The 16,675-nt window shown below is 46.4% G+C and carries 14 protein-coding genes; 2 read left to right on the top strand and 12 right to left on the bottom strand.

All coding sequences use genetic code 11. The annotated features are described in order from the left end of the window. Window positions 1–85: 85 nt before the first annotated feature. The 10 genes from rpoD to K2Y22_03250 all read right to left on the bottom strand — a co-directional run bounded on the left by rpoD (window position 86) and on the right by K2Y22_03250 (window position 12,076). Window positions 86–1,105 (bottom strand): RNA polymerase sigma factor RpoD, encoded by a 1,020-nt coding sequence (gene rpoD, locus K2Y22_03295; protein ID MBX9877459.1) that lies wholly within the window; start codon window positions 1,103–1,105, stop codon window positions 86–88. Window positions 1,106–1,277: 172 nt separating this feature from the next. After that, window positions 1,278–3,305, bottom strand: a complete 2,028-nt coding sequence (gene uvrB, locus K2Y22_03290) for an excinuclease ABC subunit UvrB (GenBank protein MBX9877458.1) — start codon at window positions 3,303–3,305, stop codon at window positions 1,278–1,280. A gap of 12 nt (window positions 3,306–3,317) precedes the next feature. Continuing rightward, window positions 3,318–3,566, bottom strand: coding sequence for a twin-arginine translocase TatA/TatE family subunit (locus tag K2Y22_03285; GenBank protein ID MBX9877457.1), 249 nt, complete (start codon window positions 3,564–3,566; stop codon window positions 3,318–3,320). A gap of 49 nt (window positions 3,567–3,615) precedes the next feature. Further along, window positions 3,616–5,337: a hypothetical protein gene (locus K2Y22_03280; protein ID MBX9877456.1), complete on the bottom strand. Its 1,722-nt coding sequence runs from the start codon at window positions 5,335–5,337 to the stop codon at window positions 3,616–3,618. After that, a complete protein-coding gene (gene glyS / locus K2Y22_03275) occupies window positions 5,334–7,520 on the bottom strand; it encodes a glycine--tRNA ligase subunit beta (protein MBX9877455.1) in 2,187 nt (728 codons plus the stop codon). Before glyS ends, K2Y22_03280 begins: the two co-directional genes overlap by 4 nt. Window positions 7,521–7,622: 102 nt before the next feature. Continuing rightward, a complete protein-coding gene (locus K2Y22_03270) occupies window positions 7,623–8,414 on the bottom strand; it encodes an ABC transporter permease (protein ID MBX9877454.1) in 792 nt (263 codons plus the stop codon). Continuing rightward, the gene (locus K2Y22_03265; GenBank protein MBX9877453.1) at window positions 8,414–10,114 is read right to left on the bottom strand and encodes a tetratricopeptide repeat protein; all 1,701 of its coding nucleotides are present in this window, start codon (window positions 10,112–10,114) and stop codon (window positions 8,414–8,416) included. The genes K2Y22_03270 and K2Y22_03265 overlap by 1 nt, the downstream gene beginning before the upstream one ends. 99 nt (window positions 10,115–10,213) lie before the next feature. Beyond that, window positions 10,214–10,558 carry an iron-sulfur cluster assembly accessory protein gene (locus tag K2Y22_03260; GenBank protein ID MBX9877452.1) on the bottom strand — a complete coding sequence of 115 codons (345 nt, stop codon included), beginning with the start codon at window positions 10,556–10,558 and terminating at the stop codon, window positions 10,214–10,216. Window positions 10,559–10,682: 124 nt separating this feature from the next. After that, entirely contained in the window at window positions 10,683–11,255 is a 573-nt protein-coding gene (locus K2Y22_03255; GenBank protein ID MBX9877451.1) for a hypothetical protein, read from the bottom strand. A 5-nt stretch (window positions 11,256–11,260) separates the two neighbouring features. Continuing rightward, window positions 11,261–12,076 (bottom strand): tetratricopeptide repeat protein, encoded by an 816-nt coding sequence (locus K2Y22_03250; protein ID MBX9877450.1) that lies wholly within the window; start codon window positions 12,074–12,076, stop codon window positions 11,261–11,263. Between the two features lie 203 nt (window positions 12,077–12,279). On the opposite strand from K2Y22_03250, the gene K2Y22_03245 reads away from it, so the two are divergent. Then, window positions 12,280–13,155 carry a septal ring lytic transglycosylase RlpA family protein gene (locus tag K2Y22_03245; protein MBX9877449.1) on the top strand — a complete coding sequence of 292 codons (876 nt, stop codon included), beginning with the start codon at window positions 12,280–12,282 and terminating at the stop codon, window positions 13,153–13,155. 7 nt (window positions 13,156–13,162) lie between these two features. Here K2Y22_03245 and K2Y22_03240 read toward each other — a convergent pair whose 3' ends face one another. Then, window positions 13,163–14,599 carry a hypothetical protein gene (locus K2Y22_03240; GenBank protein ID MBX9877448.1) on the bottom strand — a complete coding sequence of 479 codons (1,437 nt, stop codon included), beginning with the start codon at window positions 14,597–14,599 and terminating at the stop codon, window positions 13,163–13,165. Between the two features lie 176 nt (window positions 14,600–14,775). Here K2Y22_03240 and K2Y22_03235 point away from each other — a divergent pair, with 176 nt between their 5' ends. Then, window positions 14,776–16,260: a hypothetical protein gene (locus K2Y22_03235; protein MBX9877447.1), complete on the top strand. Its 1,485-nt coding sequence runs from the start codon at window positions 14,776–14,778 to the stop codon at window positions 16,258–16,260. Here K2Y22_03235 and aroQ read toward each other — a convergent pair. Further along, entirely contained in the window at window positions 16,231–16,674 is a 444-nt protein-coding gene (gene aroQ, locus K2Y22_03230; GenBank protein ID MBX9877446.1) for a type II 3-dehydroquinate dehydratase, read from the bottom strand. The genes K2Y22_03235 and aroQ overlap by 30 nt on opposite strands. Between the last annotated feature and the right edge of the window lies 1 nt (window position 16,675).

The raw sequence follows: 16,675 nt of genomic DNA, 5'->3' as shown, positions 1-16,675 counted from the left end.
GGCAAGAATAGCAGGTTAATAGAGTGAACAAAAGGGGCGCTTGTGGCGCCCCTTTCTTAATTTACGGTTTTTGACGATATATCTATTAGAGATATTCGCGCAAGCGTGAAGAACGTCCTGGTTGTCTTAGCTTTCTGAGGGCCTTGAATTCAATCTGGCGGACGCGTTCGCGTGTTACGGCAAACAACTGACCGACTTCTTCTAATGTACGCTGACGACCATCATCCAAACCAAAACGCAGACGCAAAACATCTCTTTCGCGTGGTGTCAGTTCATTGAGCATCTTTGCCAAGTCCTGGCGAAGAAGTTCATGAGTGACTGTTGTTTCCGGTCTGTCGGTTTCAGCATCTTCGATGAAATCACCGAGGCGGGAATCTTCTTCCTTACCAATTGGTGTTTCAAGGGAGATAGGCTCTTTGGCAGCCTTGATTATTTCGTGCAACTTGGCAATAGATACATCCATAGCATGAGCCAATTCTTGTTCAGTTGGCTTTCTATTTAGTTCTTGTGCCAGTTGTCTTGTTACTTTCTTCAGTTTGTTGATTGTTTCAACCATGTGTACAGGTACACGAATGGTTCTTGATTTGTCAGCCAAAGCGCGGGTGATGGCTTGGCGGATCCACCATGTGGCGTATGTGGAGAACTTATAACCACGCTCGTGATCGAATTTTTCAGAGGCGCGAATAAGTCCCAAATTACCTTCTTGAATCAAGTCCAGGAAGGACAAACCACGACCGATGTATTTCTTGGCGATTGATACCACAAGACGCAGGTTGGCTTGCACCAATTTACGCTTAGCAATCATGTCGCCTTGCAGAATCTTACGGGCGAGTTCAATTTCTTCGTCCGGCTTCAAAAGTTGAATGCGGCCAATCTCTCTTAAGTAGAGGCGGACGGAATCTTCTGTTGCAAGTTCACGTGTTGTTGGAAGCTCGACTGGTTCGTCGTCGTCTTCCATGGAATCGTCCATGTCATCGATAATAGTGAAATCATCGTTGTCATCGAGATCAAGTTCTTCGAGTTCGTTGCGCTTCGCAATGTTCTCGTCCTCTACTAGGAGGTTGTTCATTGATCTGTCGCTATCAAGAGACTTTGCTTTGGCCATTATTTCCTCTCTTGGGCTATTAGGGAATCTAAGCCGTAGCGTTGCTAAAAGTGGTTGCTTGGCAACGCTGGCGAGAGTAGTATAAGTGCGCTTTTCTGTCTATGCGCGCCTCGTTAAGGTAGTTTAAACAGTTGACAGCGTATTTCCACTAGTGAAATAGGGCCTGTATACCTTAATTGCCGCCCTTTCGACGTTTTTTGGCTGCTAGTTCCTGTAATACTTTTAATTGATCGCGCAGCTGGGCGGCAGTTTCAAAGTCCAAATCCCGTGCTGCTTGCTTCATTTGCTCTTCCATCTTCTTGATGGCCTTGGCTAGGTCTTTGCCCAATTCGTCAGCTTGAGCTTCAAGCGCTTCCTTATTGATCGGTTTGGGCAGGATTTCCCTGCCGCGCAGTGTCTCCAACAAGCTATTGGTTGTTTCTTTGACGATTGTCTGCGGTGTTATGTTGTGTTCTATATTGTAGGCAGTTTGTCTTTCACGCCGTCTTCTAGTTTCTGTAATTGCTTTGTCCATGGAGTCCGTCATGCGGTCGGCATATAAGACAACTTGTCCGGCGGCATTACGTGCGGCGCGGCCTATAGTTTGAATTAGTGATCTTTCTGCGCGTAGGAAGCCTTCTTTGTCTGCTTCCATAATTGCCACAAGGGAAACTTCCGGCAAGTCCAAACCCTCTCTCAATAGGTTGACGCCAACTAACACGTCAAAAGTACCCAATCGTAAATCACGAAGCAATTCAATGCGTTCTAAAGCTTTTACATCGCTGTGCAACCAACGCACCCTAATACCAAGCTCTTGTAGATATTCTGTTAAGTCTTCTGCCATGCGCTTGGTCAAAGTAGTTACAAGTACTCTTTCACCTTTGGCCGAACGGGTTTTTATTTCTTTGATCAAATCATCGATTTGACCTTGGATAGGACGTACTTCGACTTCCGGGTCTACTAAGCCTGTGGGCCTAATTACTTGCTCAACTACGTTTTGGCTGACGCCTAATTCGCGATCGCCTGGTGTTGCGGAAACAAATATTGTCTTGCCGACTTTGTTCCAAAATTCTTCTGAGGTTAGTGGCCTGTTATCGCGGGCGCAAGGTAAACGGAATCCATATTCGATAAGGACATCCTTGCGTGATCTATCGCCGTGGTACATGCCCTGCAATTGCGGCAAAGTCACGTGAGACTCGTCTATAAAGGTAAGGAAGCCGTCTTGTCCGAACTTGCGCACAAAATAATCAACTAAAGTCTGCGGAGGATCGCCGGGAGTGCGACCTTCAAGAATACGCGAGTAGTTCTCAATGCCGTTGCAATAGCCTACTTCTTTGAGCATTTCGATATCGAAGCGAGTACGTTGTTTCAGGCGTTGAGCTTCAACTAATTTATTCTCGCTGACGAGTTCTCCAAGGCGCTCGTTCAATTCCAATTCTATTTGTTCAATTGCTCTATCTAATTCCAACTCGTCTGCTACATAGTGCTTGGCTGGATATATGCGTACAACATCCGGCAATTCTTCAATCTCGCCGGTAACCGGGTTAACAAATGCAAGGCGCTCGACTTCATCGCCAAAAAATTCAACACGAATTATTCTTTCTTCGTGAGCGGGATAAACTTCGACTATCTCCCCACGCGCTCTAAAGCGCGCACGCTCAACGACGATGTCATTGCGTTCATAGTAAATGCCTACCAATTGTTTCAATAAATCATTGCGATCGAGGTTCTGCCCCTTCTTGATCTCAACGGCTGCCGACAAATATCGCTCAGGTACTCCAAGACCGTATATACAGCTTATTGAAGCAACAACAATTACGTCATCTCTTTCCCAAAGCGACCGTGTGGTTGAGTGACGCAGTCTGTCTATCTCTTCATTGATATTGGCTTCTTTCTCAATGAAAGTATCGGTTGAAGGAATGTACGATTCCGGTTGGTAATAGTCGTAGTAGCTTATGAAGTATTCGACAGAGTTATTTGGGAAAAAATCGCGCATCTCATTAACGAGTTGTGCCGCCAAAGTCTTGTTGTGCGCCAAAATAAGAGCAGGCATTTGGGTCTCTTTGATGACATGCGCCATTGTCATTGTTTTGCCTGAACCGGTTACACCAAGTAGCGTCTGAAAGCGAGCACCTTTTGCTATCCCTGCAGATAGCTCGCTTATAGCTTTTGGCTGATCTCCGGATGGCGTGAACTTTGAGATTACTTCAAATTTGGCCATTTATTGCTGTCGCTATCGATTAGCGTCAGAGGTCCCTGCCGGGGTTGATGTCTCCGGCTCTACTGGTGAGCCTGTCGGAGGATTTTTGCTGTCCTCTGCCTTTAGTGCATGAGTGACTTCGTCTTTTGCTTCCGTCATTGAGCGTTTGAAGTTGCCAATCCCCTGTCCCAAGGCTTTGCCAATTTCCGGTAACTTCTTAGGTCCGAAGATTAAGAGCGCGACGCCGAAAAGAAGTGCAATGTCTACTGGGCTGTTAAGCATGTTCTGGGCCTCTCTGTCCTTTACCTAATAGATCGTAACACACTGGTCATTAAGGGTCTTGAAAAAGGTCGTCCAGTTGCCCTTCTTCGTCCTTTTGGGCTGCCGGCGTCGGGACTGTAGACACAGGAGCTGCAGGCTGCTTGGCTGGAGCCAGTGACGGCACGGGGGCCGAGATAGCCGGAGCTTGCTTGGGAATAATTCTAGGCAGGCTTTGGGGAGCATGAATAGGTACCCTGGAAGAGGGTTCTAAGTTGGCTTCCAACGACTCATCAAGAGATGGAGCTTGTTCTGGGGTCTCGTTATGTGTGCGGATAACAGGAGACAGTTTTGGCATTGACGCGCTTGGCGGCGGCGGAGCCTCCGTACCATTGTTGGGATATGGAATAAGCGGTGCTTTTGCCAACTCGGCGTAGGAGCTGTTGCGCTTGCGGTCAGCAAGTTCGGCAACGGCTGCTTCTGTATAAACATAGTCCGGAACTATGCCTTCCGGTTCCATATGTGCATCCATGTCGGAGGCATCCAATGGAGTTGATACTTTGTTGTCGACAAAGTTGCCGACATTCATGTTGGCAATCTTAGCCACATAACGTGGATCAGGATTTAAACAAAGAAAACGAATTTTCTTTGTGAGGAAGGCATTGTAGAGATAGCCGATATGCGGATGGTCGTTTTGTCTCTGGTAGTGATCAATTTGCGTGCCGACTAAGGTCACGAGCAAATTTGGATACGCTTCACAAATGTCATTTATGTAGAGCGAACCATCGCGCTCGTTGAAGTAATTTTCTGCTTCTTCAGGGTTAGCGACGTGCAACCAGCCACCTGGATCTACGTGGAAGCGCAAAAATGCTTTTGTAGCTTCCGGTGGGTAAAACTGTTTGTCTACACCTGAATCTGTTGCATAACTTAGAGCAAACTCTGTTGTTTCATCCCAGATGCCGTTTTTGTTGTCATCGAAGAAAGCAACGCCTTCAATTTCCGGTTCGCCGACTTTTTTATGCTCGCCGGGCATTTTTTGCGCGTTTGCCTGATAGGCAATCTTTCGCCAATCGACAAGAGGTTGTCCGGTGGCGGAGCTGCCCTCACGATAGTGTTTATTGATAAATTGATCTAGCGCGCTGCCTAAATTGCCTGGGTAGAAGAGCGGACCTACAGGACTCTCAAACAAACAAATCCAAGCCAGATCTTTTAGCTCTTTTGCGTACTTGCCCATCGTCACTAGAGCAATGTTGCCACCATTGGACCAACCAAGAATGCCGACATTGTTAGTCGTTACAGGCGAAGGTACCAACTGCTTGATTGTTCTTCCCTGGTAATCGCTTGTTTTTCCTAAGGCAAACAGTAGAACATCTTTCAAAGCTATCTGGCAAATTGGACCACGGCTGTCATAGTCGCCTGTCGACCTAAAAGCCTCAGTGCCGCCGCCGGGAAATGCAAAGCGAACTTCAGCAAAACCTTGTTGGGCGGTGTGCGTGGTTGTCGCCAGCCCGTCAGAACGTTGGCCGCCTGGTACGACTACGGCAATAGGTGCACCTTCTGAATAGCGCGGCGATTCCGGATAAATTACATTGACCGCAAGTCCTTTGCCCGGAGCTACTGATGACGGTACATAAGTGCTTATGGAAACTTCTTTGACCAACTCAGGGATTTTTAGCTTTGGCTTTGGAATTGGTGCAGCTGTTGCGGCAACTGCCGGAAGCGTACAACTAAACAACAAGGCAAGCGTGGTTGCGCCTGCTGCAAATTTTTTGTTGAAAACGCTGTCTAAAATCATAGAAGTGGTTGTAGTTTGGGGAAATCGGCAACTGTTTTGAAATATCTGTCCACATTTTTCAAAAGAGCATGCCTGTTGTCGCGCTTAGCCTTGTCCGGATCATTGACTAGTACTTCATCGAATAATCTGTCGATGGGCTGAGCTATTTTGGACAAAAGATTCATCAACTGTCGATATTCATCTTTGTTGGCGGGTTTTTTCAATGTGGCTCCATTGCCCCATACGGAGACAACTTCTTTGTTGAACGATTGCCACAATGCCTTTTCCGATTCTTCGCCAAAGAGTCCTTCATTGACTGTTTCCGGCGAATCGGCCGAAATGATATTGCCGACACGCACGCCGGCACGCACGACTGCTATTCCGCCGTTTTCGCCCATAACTTCTTCAAGGCATGACAGTCTTTCAATGACGTCCGTTACATCGGACAAGGGATCGCCGGAAGCTAAAACTGCCTCAATTGCTTCGCGCTTAAATCCTTTGTCTGTAAGTTTGGTTTTTAATCTAACCAAAAGAAATTCACGAAGATCGCTAACATCCTTTTTTATTTGAGTGTCTAGAATTTGGTCCCCAGCGTTTACCTCTATGAGATCATTATTCTTTTTGGATCGTTTTTGTCTTTTGGCAGTTTCTATATACGGATAGAACTGTGTCGACAACCAATCCATAAGCTTCGACGTGTTGATACGGTATTGTTTTTCCTCAACCAGAATGTCAATCAATCCTTGTGCTTGGCGGCGCAAAATATATGGGTCGCTTGAGCCTGTCGCACGTTTGCCCAGTAAAAAGACGCCGGTTAAGTTATCCAGCTTGTCCAATACTGCCGCCAGGCGCCCGACTACATCGGCAGGGATGCTGTCATCAGTTGAGCGAGGAGCATAATGCGAGGCAATAGCTGCCGCTACCTGTGGTGGCTCTGATTGTTTGAGGGCATACCAGGAGCCGACAAAGCCTTGTAACTCCGGTAATTCACGAACAAGACTTGTAACCAAGTCGAGCTTGCATAATTCCATCGTGCGTTCTAAGCAAATCTTTTGTTCGGCGTTAAGCGATATTTCGCCGCCTAAAAGTTTGGCTGCATCAACCAATCTTTGTTGTTTGTCTGAATAACTGCCTAGTCCTTCATGGAAAGTCAGTTGACCAAGATCATTTTTGTGATCGCTTAGTTTGACCTTTTGATCGTCAAAGTAGAAAAAGCGTCCGTCAGCCAGTCTGGCGCGAAGCACTCTTTCGTTGCCGGCACGTATTTGAGGTTCGGCTTCTTTCAAGTCGTTATTGGCGATGGAAATGAAGTTGGGCAAGAGTTTGCCGCTTGTATCTTCAACAGGGAAATAGCGCTGGTGGTGCACCATAATAGTTTCAATAAGAGTATCTGGAAGATCCAAGTACTCGACAGCAAAGGACCCAATGACGGCTGATGGCCATTCGGTGATATTAGTTACTTCTGAAAGCAATGAGCCTTTCAATTGTCTTGGTTGGCCCTTTAATTCCTTGCACCGTGCAACTACTTGCTCGGCAACTACTTTCTGTCTGTCTTCTTTATCAACGAGCACTTTCTTTGTTTTCAGTTGCTCGATGTAAGTTTCCGGGGAAGTAATTTCAATTGTTCCTGGAGCCAAAATGCGATGACCAAAAGAGTTGCGACCGGCGGTTAAATTTGCCAGCGAAAACGGCACTACGTTTTTGTCCATCAACGAAACTATCCAGCGAATTGGACGTGAGAATTTGAATTCCAAATCCGCCCAGCGCATGAGACGCTCGCCTGAAAGTTGCCCGATTATCGTAGGTATTATTTCGGCTATTACGTTGGATGATGACTGACCGGCAATAGTGACATTTGCCATGAGATAAGTGACACCACCCACTTCTTCTTGTTGGAGGTCTTCGAATTTGAGACCTTGCTTGGCGGCAAACCCCTGTGCCGGCGGAAGTGGTTTACCACTGGCATCGAGTGAGGACTTAACAGGTGGTCCCTTGACCTTCTTGTGGATGGTTTCCTGCTTGTCCGGCAGTCCTGTGACGATGACGGCTAATCGGCGTGGGGTGCCGTAAGTCTTAATCCCTTGAAAGCTAAGATTGGCTTGCCTAAGGGCATCGCCAAGCAGTGTTTCCAAGCGTTCAAGCGCTTCGCCCACGTGATCTGCCGGGAGTTCTTCAGTTCCAATTTCCAGTAAGTAGTTAGCCATCTCAATATTAAGCAGCGTAAATAAAGTCCCTGCCTGGTAAAAATACCAATAGGACAACTGGCTAATTATAACTTGTTACTTGTCATTTAGTCGGCAGACTAGTTAATGACCGCTTGGAGTCCCGGGTTGGCGCCGTCTTATGAGTTCAGCGACAAGCGTCAGACTGGCGGTGCCTGCGAGCATTAGCGTCGACAGAGCGTTAATCTCAGGGCTGACACCAAACTTAACTAGACTGTAAATTCTAAGAGGCAAAGTAGTTGCTCCTACGCCTGCTGTAAACTGCGTGATGATGAAATCATCAAGCGACATTACAAAGGCTAGAAGACAACCGGCGACAATGCCCGGCATCAGCAAGGGTAAAGTGACTTTGCAAAATGCTTCAATCGGCGAAGCCCCTAAATCCTGCGCTGCTTCTTCGAGTCGTGGATCTAAACCTTGCAGTCTGCCCATGACAGTCAATGCAACGTAGGCGGTGCAAAAGACAATGTGCGAAACAATAATGGTGGCAAGTGACAGGTTAAGCCCTAAAGCCACGAAGAGCGACAATGCAGATACCGCCATGGCAATTTCCGGCACGATAATCGGCAGAATAATTGCGCCTTGATATATTTTTTGACCTTTGAAGCGAAAACGACTGAGACCAACAGCAGCTAGCGTGCCCATAATTGCTGCAACGAAGACAGCAATGCCGGCTACTGTAAGACTGTTGAATAAAGCATTGCCTATAGCTGCATCGGCAAACACAGCTTGGTACCACTTGAGCGTAAAGCCAGTCCAATGAACAGCCAAGCGCGAGTTTTCAAAAGAATACGCCACGAGAACAATTATGGGTATGTACATGAAGGCATACACCATAAAAGCTATTGCTGTAAGCCACTTTGGTTTGCCCAGCATTAGTTTGCACCGGTGGAAACTTCACGTGCTTCTAAAGCTGCAAGCTTCTCTTTCATTTTGTTCATTGGCTCGAAATCGCCACGCTTGCTGGCGACAGCGATGCCTTGCCTGTAGATATCCATGGCTTCCGTATATTTCTTAGTTCCTGCAAGCGCTTGTCCAAGAGCAAGAAATGCGGCAGTGTAATCAGGTTTTACGGCAATGGCTTTTTTAAGTAGCGGCACTGCCGGCTCATATTGTTCAAGCTCGACATATAAATTTCCTAGGCCAAAATTGGCTAAAAGATCCTCTGCGTCAATAGCAATTACTTGCTTGAACATTCCCATGCGCTGCTGAGCTTCTTCTGCTTTGCGTTTTCTCTCGTCTTGCTTTTCTTGTTGTTGGCCAAGTTCACGAGTGGCCTGTTGCATGCGCAAATTCATGGCGAGGGCTTTTTCTTCTTCGGCTTTTTCCTTATCACCTTGTTGCACGTAGAAGAGAGAAAGGTTGGCGTGAGCCATGACGGATTCGGGGTCAATGTGCTCGAGCTTTTTCATCAAGCTAATAGCTTCATCTAATTGACCGCGTTTGCCGAGCATTACACCAAGCATTTCATAAGAATCCGCATGCGTCGGATGGAGGCTTATTGCCTGGCGCAAGAGTTCAATTGCCTTGTCTTCGTCGTCTTTTGTGTAAAGTGAAAGGGCTAATTCGTATATGGCTTGAGCCCGCTCATTATTTTCCTTGGCAATAATGAATGGCAAACTTATTACGCGTGCTTTGTAGTTGGTGCCGTCTATATCTACGCTGAGGTCACTATCTGGTACGCGATACTCGCGAGTGATCAGTATCAAAGCAATTGACTTGCCTAGAGTTGGTGAAAACACATTACTCTTCAGTTGTCCAATTGATTTGTCGTCAACTAATACTTCAGTATTAACTGCGAAGTCTGGTGTTTTCTTTTCAAAAACAAGACCCATCAAGCCACGCCTTGGTGCACCTTGTGCTTTCACGCGAGCAATCACTTCTTGTCCTAGATAACAGCCTTTTGTATAGCTTACGCAATGGGCATCAAGACTTGTTTCTGGTAAAAGATTGTCCAAGCCGACATCGATGCCGACTTGGGGTAACCCGGCTTCAATGCGCGCAGTATTGAGAATCTCTTTTGATAAAGGTGCCATGCCTATTTCTTCAGCGCTTTTTTCGAACCTGGCAATTAGCGAACTGTCTTTTTTGTCTATGACTAGAAAATATCCCAGTTCGCCCGTTATGGATTTGCGTATCCAAATTATTGAATGACCATCTACTGCGGTTTGACCAATTTGATTGTCTTGGGCAATTAGCTCGGATAAGAGTTTTTGTGAATAAGCGCCCTGAACTGCAAAAAAGATTTTGTTTGCTGATTCATCTTTGAATGAAACTTTCTCAGCAAATAAGTAAGTCTCCAGTTCTTTGAGAATAGTTGTTACCTGATTGCTTGTGCAGACTATCCAATAAGAGTTATCCAGGAAATAGAGAGAAAAGTAGGCGACTAAATGCGCCTTTCTATCAAGCAAGGCACTTTCTTGTCCGTCTCCTGGCTTAAGCGCTTTGACATCACTTGTCACTCGCGCTTGTAAAAATTGCTGCGCGTCGACTCCGGTCACGGCGATAAGTGACCAGTCATCTAGAGCGGCAAACCCGCCTACTTCTCTCAGTGTTGCTAATGTCTCGCTTTTCACGATGTATTAGTCTACGCTCTTGACCAGTCACTACTCTTAATGTCATTAAAGCAAAACAGGCGCGTAACCGCGCCTGTTTTCAGATGCATTACCGCCTAATTAAACGGTGAAGGATTCGCCGCATCCGCAAGAGCTTTTAGCTTGTGGATTTTTGATGGTGAAGCCTTTGCCTTCCAAGCCGGCTTCAAAATCAACTACAGCACCCTTTAGGTAAATGGCGCTTTTCGGGTCGATGAATACTTTGACGCCGTGAAGCTCTGTTATTTGATCGCCGTCACGCTGATTGTCAAAACCCAGACCATAGGAGAATCCGGAGCAACCGCCGCCGCGTACGCCGACGCGTAGACCGGTCATGCCAGGCTCGTTGGCCAACAGCTTTTTAACTTCTTGGGCTGCGTTTTCGGTGATGCTTACGACTTCTGTGTTGGCAGTTGTTTCTGTCATGGCTATGTTCCTTGTAAAAGAGACGCGCCCTAATGAGAGCTACGTTATTTATCCTACTTTTTTATATCATTATATATCTAAATTGCCTGTATTCCTTAACAATTGCCAACGTCTCAGAGGCCGGCTAGAAGGCATCAAAGAGCACCTGCCCGAGTTCACCCATGATTCGGAAGGTCTCACGGCATATATCGAGGTCAAGACTGTTGAAAGCCCGTGGCTGGTTTAATGAAATGCCGGCGTCCGACAAAATGTGCAGTTCGCTGAATTTGCAAAATTGTTCTAGTTTGACGATGTTTTCAAACACTCCTGGATAACGGCCAAACCGTTCTGCCAGGCGCACATTGTTGTAGCTTATGATGTAGCGCGATTCAAAACGCTTGTCGCCTACAGGCATACCTTTTGCTTCAAACAAAAACAGGCGAGCAAAAACTGATGCAATTCCCTTCACCGATCTCGGTGTGATGGTCATTTTCAGAGGTACATTGCCTTGTTGCTTTCCCGGATCAATGACAATTTTTGTGTCTAAGTTGTATGTGACACCAAACGGCCAGTTTGCATTGATTGCTTCAATTGATGCAGGGAAACCAAGGACGGAACCTTTAACGCATACTTCTAACGGACGGTTGTCCTCAACTCTGCGACCGTCAATTATTTTAGCGATGGCGGCTGCTCTTGCGTCTGTTTCTTTGCTGCTCATGGAGCTTAATTCTGTTGGTTCTGCTGATTTTGTTGTTGTTCCTGCGGCGGAATCAAATTCATTCTCAGGTCAGGGGAAATTGCCGGCTCATCTTTGCCTAATTGTCCATCTATAGTGGAAATTTGATGTTTGGCTTCGCGTACAAACTCCGCTTCAGGAGAAAGCACTATTGCTTTTGATAGGAATAAGTAAGCTTGCGCCGGATGCTTGTCTTTGTAATAGATGTTGCCGATGGAATAGTACGCATCTGCCATCTTTGGATTTATTCTCAAGGCTTTGACAAAACAACCAAGTGCTTTGCTGTAGTCCTTTTCGTTTTCTAATGCTGTGCCCATATTGCAGTAAGCAGATGCAAAACGTGGATTTATATCTATTGCTTCTTTCCATTTTGCCATTGCTTCGTCAACGCGACCGCGTGCATAGAGAACTGTCGCTAAGCCATTTAGTGCAGTTGTATCTTTAGACTTTAACTCAAGAGCTTTGTTGAAAGCCTCAATTGCTTTTGCATAACTGCGTTGAAATGAATATATAAGACCGAGGTTGGTGTAAGCCTCAAGTAGAGTTGGGTCGGATTCGATTGCCGCTTTGTACTCTTCGACGGCTTGATTGAGAAAACCGGTTTGGTGAAGCTCTACGCCGCGATTGTAATGCTTAATTGCCATTGCGTTGTAGCGCTTTTTCTTGCCCGGTTCAGCGGTGGAGGCTTCTGCTTCCGGCGCAGGGGCAGCTGTTGGCTTGGCGCTCTCTTGAGCTGCAACCGGGATATTTAGAATTAAGGCTGCTGCCAGGGCGCTGAGGGCAAATTTGGCATTAAGCGACATGGTTTCTCTTTCTCGTAAAAACAGGGTCTAAAACCCTAAGGAACGGCCACCAAAATGGCGACAATTGCCGATTTTAGCTGGTTTTGGGGATTTTCGCTGGCATTTTTAATGGGTTTTCATCTTGACATGGGTTAAAACCACCCTTATACTCCTGCCTACGCTGAATTTCAGGCGTGGCAGCCCCTTACTAATCGGAAACATTAATGGGTCATAGATACTCCGGCAGTGATGCCGGAAACCAAAAGCATATAAGTACTGATGGCATTGCATATAGCCAGACTGCTTCGCTTTTAGGCTCGGCCGAAGATCAATATAAGCTCTACCTTCAAGATCTAAACACTTCTCGGGCGAACAAAGATGTTTCTGCTATGCAAGACATTTTGCCCAACGTGGCTATCTACAATGACGGTCGCCAACGTAGTTGGGAAATGAAAAATGGCGCGATTTCGAAAATCGTGCACGCAGATGGTCAAATCTGGACACGCAAAGATAAGAAGCATTGGAACATAAGCTATCAAGGAAAACTGATTGGCAAAAATGTTGAGATGTCCAATGTCAAAATCGACGAAGACAAAAATCTTACCTGGACAATTGGTGGCGTTAAAAAGAGTCTTTCAGCTAGCGGTGAATATCATGATCCGACTTTGAAGGCCCAAAAACACGACAAAGATCAACCTGACAAGAGCGGGGCTGCAAAAGATCTCAAACATGTTAGCGAGACTCAGCTCGACAAAGCAAGTGTGTCATTGCCTAATGTCGAGTTGAACCATGGTCCCAATCATGTTGTCGAAGAAGCCCACACGGGAAAAGCCTCCTGGTACGGTGGAAAGTTTCATGGTCGTCTAACCTCTTCCGGCAAACGATTTGATAAGGACGGGGCGACAGCAGCTCATAAAACGCTACCGTTTGGTACCAAGCTGGAAGTTACCAATTTGAAAAATGGCAAGAGCACTGTTGTGACTATTACCGATAGAGGACCTTATCACGGTAATCGTGTAATTGATCTTTCAGAAGGGGCAGCACGCAAAATCGACATGATTCGAACTGGTGTCGTAGAAGTCTCTTACAAAAAGCTATAAGTTAAGACTACGTCAATTTGTCGATGACGATTTGTCCTTCTTTTCTATAGCGGCTGCTGTTCTTGGAATAAGCCGATGAAGCTTCGGCAACTAGATTCTTTGTGTATTCCACATCGGAGATGCTTGAGTCTAGAGCACCTGCACGTCTCATTAAGCGACTAGCGCCTTGTGGTCCAAACTGCACTGCCATGGCGTAGGCGTGCTCCTGCAAAATCTCGTTGTCTCTTAGACGGCTGCCAAATCCTGACAGCAGTGGACCCAAGTAGCTCTGCAACATAAACTGTCTTTGTAGTTCAAGGAATCGGTCATGGTCGCTGGCAGCCACTTCTTTCCAGGCTTGACCAAATTCGCCATTGGTTCCTTGTCCCACGGAGCTTGTGTGAGGTCCTAGTTTTTCGTAAACGTCCGGGGCGTGTTTCTTTGTCCACTCAGTAAATCTCTGAGGAGTTCCGGCACCCTGATTCATTTGCCATGGACCATAATCCCAGCCGCTGGCTCTGTTGGGATCCATATTGATTTTGCCAGGATCACCATTTGCTTCAAATTTTGCAGATAGCCAACCTTTTTTCTTGCCGCTGGCGAGGTCTAGATCCCAATCGTTGGAGTGTCTGGCTTCCAACTCTCCAGTTTGTTGATTGAGTTGAAAATCCATTGGGATGCGGGAAGCACTTCTTTGACCATTTTCATCTGACGATTCAAGAGTGTTCCCTTGTTCATCGACGTAGAACCATTCGCCGTCTTTTTTCTGGCGCAGTTTTACTTGATGAGTCAGCATGTCTTCTTCGCGCATGCCGTTTAGTTGATCGTTTTCGTCGTAGCTAAAAGTGGTTCTGGTAACAAGTTGTCCTGCGTCGTTGGTTGCATCAATCTTGGTGATGAAACCTTCGGCATCGTGATGTCTGTCTTCACGTATTGCACCGGCAGGTACAGTATTGGCTACTTCATCTCTGTTGAAATATTCAGCAGGACGCCCGTCTTTGTAAACTATTCTCACTGTGTCATCAAAGGAGGTGAATTTGCCGTTTTTGTCTATTTCGTGTCTTCTGCCATCGGCAAAGCGCATGGTGAATTTGCCGTCTGTATCCATTACAGCGTCTTTCATGCCCACTATTTTGTAGGTACGTGGCTCACCGTTTTTCATGGTATGCCACTGCCAGGTCTTTCCGCCATCGGTGCTCTCATAACTGTCGCCGCCAGGCAGCTTTATCTTGCCGCTAATAACATGACCGTATTGATCGACTTGCGCTTCGCTTAGATCAACACCTTTGGCTTTCGGCTTTTCCAAAACTTCATTCGCCTTCAGGGCCGCCTTCTGGTTTTCTTGCTGTTCTTTGAACGATGCATGATGAATGTCGCGCGAAAGCACCGAGTGGTCATGCTGTTTGTCCAGCAAGTGCTCGGCTTGGTCTTTGGCGTTTAGCGGTTTGTCTGAGTTGGCTACCATAGTCTTGCAATTCTAGTTAGAGATGGGCATTTTTACCCTGGGGAAAATACGAAAAATCATGCGGATTTTCCCATCTTAATTAATCTCCATTTAAGCCAATATAGGCATTTGTAACCCCTCCACCTGAATATATGCCCACAAATCGCGATTTTGACAGCATAGAATTAGCAGTCCGGATGCCTGAAAGCGTCACGGAGAGGCATTTGCCGGGCTTTGCGGAGCTTGCCGGCGATATGCATGCATGCAGCAAAGAATTGTCTTGCGGCAAGTCAAAACCAGGACCGGTGACTGCTCCGGAGGCATTTTATCTTTGTGACAGCCGATCAGTTGATTGTGCTGAACTTGGCGCTGCCGGCGTATTCGACCTCTCGGAACGTCTTGAGCAGCCTCTAGAACGGGCAAAAGACGAAGTGAAAAGCCTGGTAATCAGGGAGTCTTCTAACTGTAAGGACAGTATTCCGGCAAACTTTCGCATTGACTCTGACGGGACGATAAAAGAAATTCGAGACCCCTCTAAAAAAATGACTGACAGTGACTCAGTGCTGTCGATTGAGATGATGAATGGCTCTTTGGGTGAAGGCAATGCTTACAGTGAGAAGCAAAAGGCGGCACTCAGGCAACTTATCTCCTATGTCCAAGCAAATTGGTCTGTAGATTTGCCGCTCGATGAATGCACGCAGGATCCTCAAAAACGTATTCTGTCGGCAGTATTTTCTGAACCAAACACTGATGAGACCAATGTTTCAACTGACATAACTGAATGGCCAAAACTACCAAAAGTAGATGCAAGGATACATATTTGGGAAAAACCACAATGGCATCTATTTGATTCTGCTGAAGGAAGACAATGCGGTGAGTATGATCGCGTGGATCAGATGCCTGATGATCAACGTGCCAAATTTATTGACCGCGTGAAGAAGCTAATCAGCAGAAATGAGGGCGGCTACACCACTATCGCGCTTAACGATAACGGTTACGGAATTTCGGTAGGTATTGCTCAGTGGAATCAGAAAAAGGGTGAATTACCCAAACTGCTTAAAGCTTGGTTTGACGCCTCTGAAGCTGAGCGAGAAGGACAATTACCGGAACTCTTCAAAGGCTGGAGAAAAGCCGCTGAATCTAATCTTCAAGATCCGCCTGTCAAATTCGGACCTGCGGTTGAACCCAATCGTTTCGAGAGAATTTTCGGCGTTCATAGCCAGACTCTCTTGGATGAAAAATCAGTGCGTGAGTATCCGTTTACAGATGATACTGACGAAGCAAAAGATATGATGAGGTGCTTAAAGGAAGCACTGCGTGACGACCTTTTCTGTCACGTCCAAGACGAACTTGTACGCAACAATGTTCGTCGAGCAATCATCTTAGCGGATAAATATGCCCACCACTCAACACGCTTCATTGCTCAAGTTGCAGACGTTGCCAATCAATATGGCTGGGGTGGATGTGAGTCTTATTTGCGCAAGGCTAACGTGGCAAACATTCCGGAAGATGTTGAAGGCGAATGCATGGCCATACAAGCCTTTATTGATAATACTCCACCTAAGACAAATACAAAGACCGGCGAGCCCATTTACAGAACAGAGCGTGACAAGAGACTGGATAAAGAGTTTCCGCCGAAAAATGCAAGTAGTCTAAGGCTTATGACTAAGGATGTCTTTTAGTCCGCGCAGTCCAAGCAAATAACTATCGGCGCCCAGTCCGACGACGACACCTTTAGCTATATCTGAGATGTAAGTCTTGTGGCGAAATTCTTCACGAGCAAAAATATTGGAAATATGCACTTCGATAAAGGGAAGATTCACAGCCAACAGTGCATCTCTTAGAGCGATGGATGTATGACCATAGCCGGCGGGATTAATGAGGATGCCCTGAAAGCCTTTTCCTGGTGCGTCCTGAATAGTATCGATCAATGCGCCTTCATGATTGGATTGAACAATCTGAATGTCTATTCCTTGTTCATCTGCTAGACGCTTTAATTTGTCTTCTATCTGCGACCAAACAAGGCGCCCGTAAACAGCAGTTTCGCGCACGCCGAGCATGTTGATATTGGGTCCATTGATGACGAGTATTTTCATC

Source organism: Candidatus Obscuribacterales bacterium, from assembly GCA_019744775.1.
Lineage (GTDB): Bacteria > Cyanobacteriota > Vampirovibrionia > Obscuribacterales > Obscuribacteraceae > SBAT01.
The sequence above is the reverse complement of the archived record's forward strand: the minus strand, read 5'-3'. Positions and strand labels throughout refer to the sequence as shown.

Coding starts and splice junctions, on each gene's coding strand:
- K2Y22_03260 (MBX9877452.1), bottom strand. CDS start 10,558: ATGACAGAAACAACTGCCAACACAGAAGTCGTAAGCATCACCGAAAAC.
- K2Y22_03235 (MBX9877447.1), top strand. CDS start 14,776: ATGCCTGAAAGCGTCACGGAGAGGCATTTGCCGGGCTTTGCGGAGCTT.
- K2Y22_03285 (MBX9877457.1), bottom strand. CDS start 3,566: ATGCTTAACAGCCCAGTAGACATTGCACTTCTTTTCGGCGTCGCGCTC.
- K2Y22_03250 (MBX9877450.1), bottom strand. CDS start 12,076: ATGTCGCTTAATGCCAAATTTGCCCTCAGCGCCCTGGCAGCAGCCTTA.
- rpoD (MBX9877459.1), bottom strand. CDS start 1,105: ATGGCCAAAGCAAAGTCTCTTGATAGCGACAGATCAATGAACAACCTC.
- glyS (MBX9877455.1), bottom strand. CDS start 7,520: ATGGCTAACTACTTACTGGAAATTGGAACTGAAGAACTCCCGGCAGAT.
- K2Y22_03240 (MBX9877448.1), bottom strand. CDS start 14,599: ATGGTAGCCAACTCAGACAAACCGCTAAACGCCAAAGACCAAGCCGAG.
- K2Y22_03270 (MBX9877454.1), bottom strand. CDS start 8,414: ATGCTGGGCAAACCAAAGTGGCTTACAGCAATAGCTTTTATGGTGTAT.
- K2Y22_03245 (MBX9877449.1), top strand. CDS start 12,280: ATGGGTCATAGATACTCCGGCAGTGATGCCGGAAACCAAAAGCATATA.
- aroQ (MBX9877446.1), bottom strand. CDS start 16,674: ATGAAAATACTCGTCATCAATGGACCCAATATCAACATGCTCGGCGTG.
- uvrB (MBX9877458.1), bottom strand. CDS start 3,305: ATGGCCAAATTTGAAGTAATCTCAAAGTTCACGCCATCCGGAGATCAG.
- K2Y22_03280 (MBX9877456.1), bottom strand. CDS start 5,337: ATGATTTTAGACAGCGTTTTCAACAAAAAATTTGCAGCAGGCGCAACC.
- K2Y22_03255 (MBX9877451.1), bottom strand. CDS start 11,255: ATGAGCAGCAAAGAAACAGACGCAAGAGCAGCCGCCATCGCTAAAATA.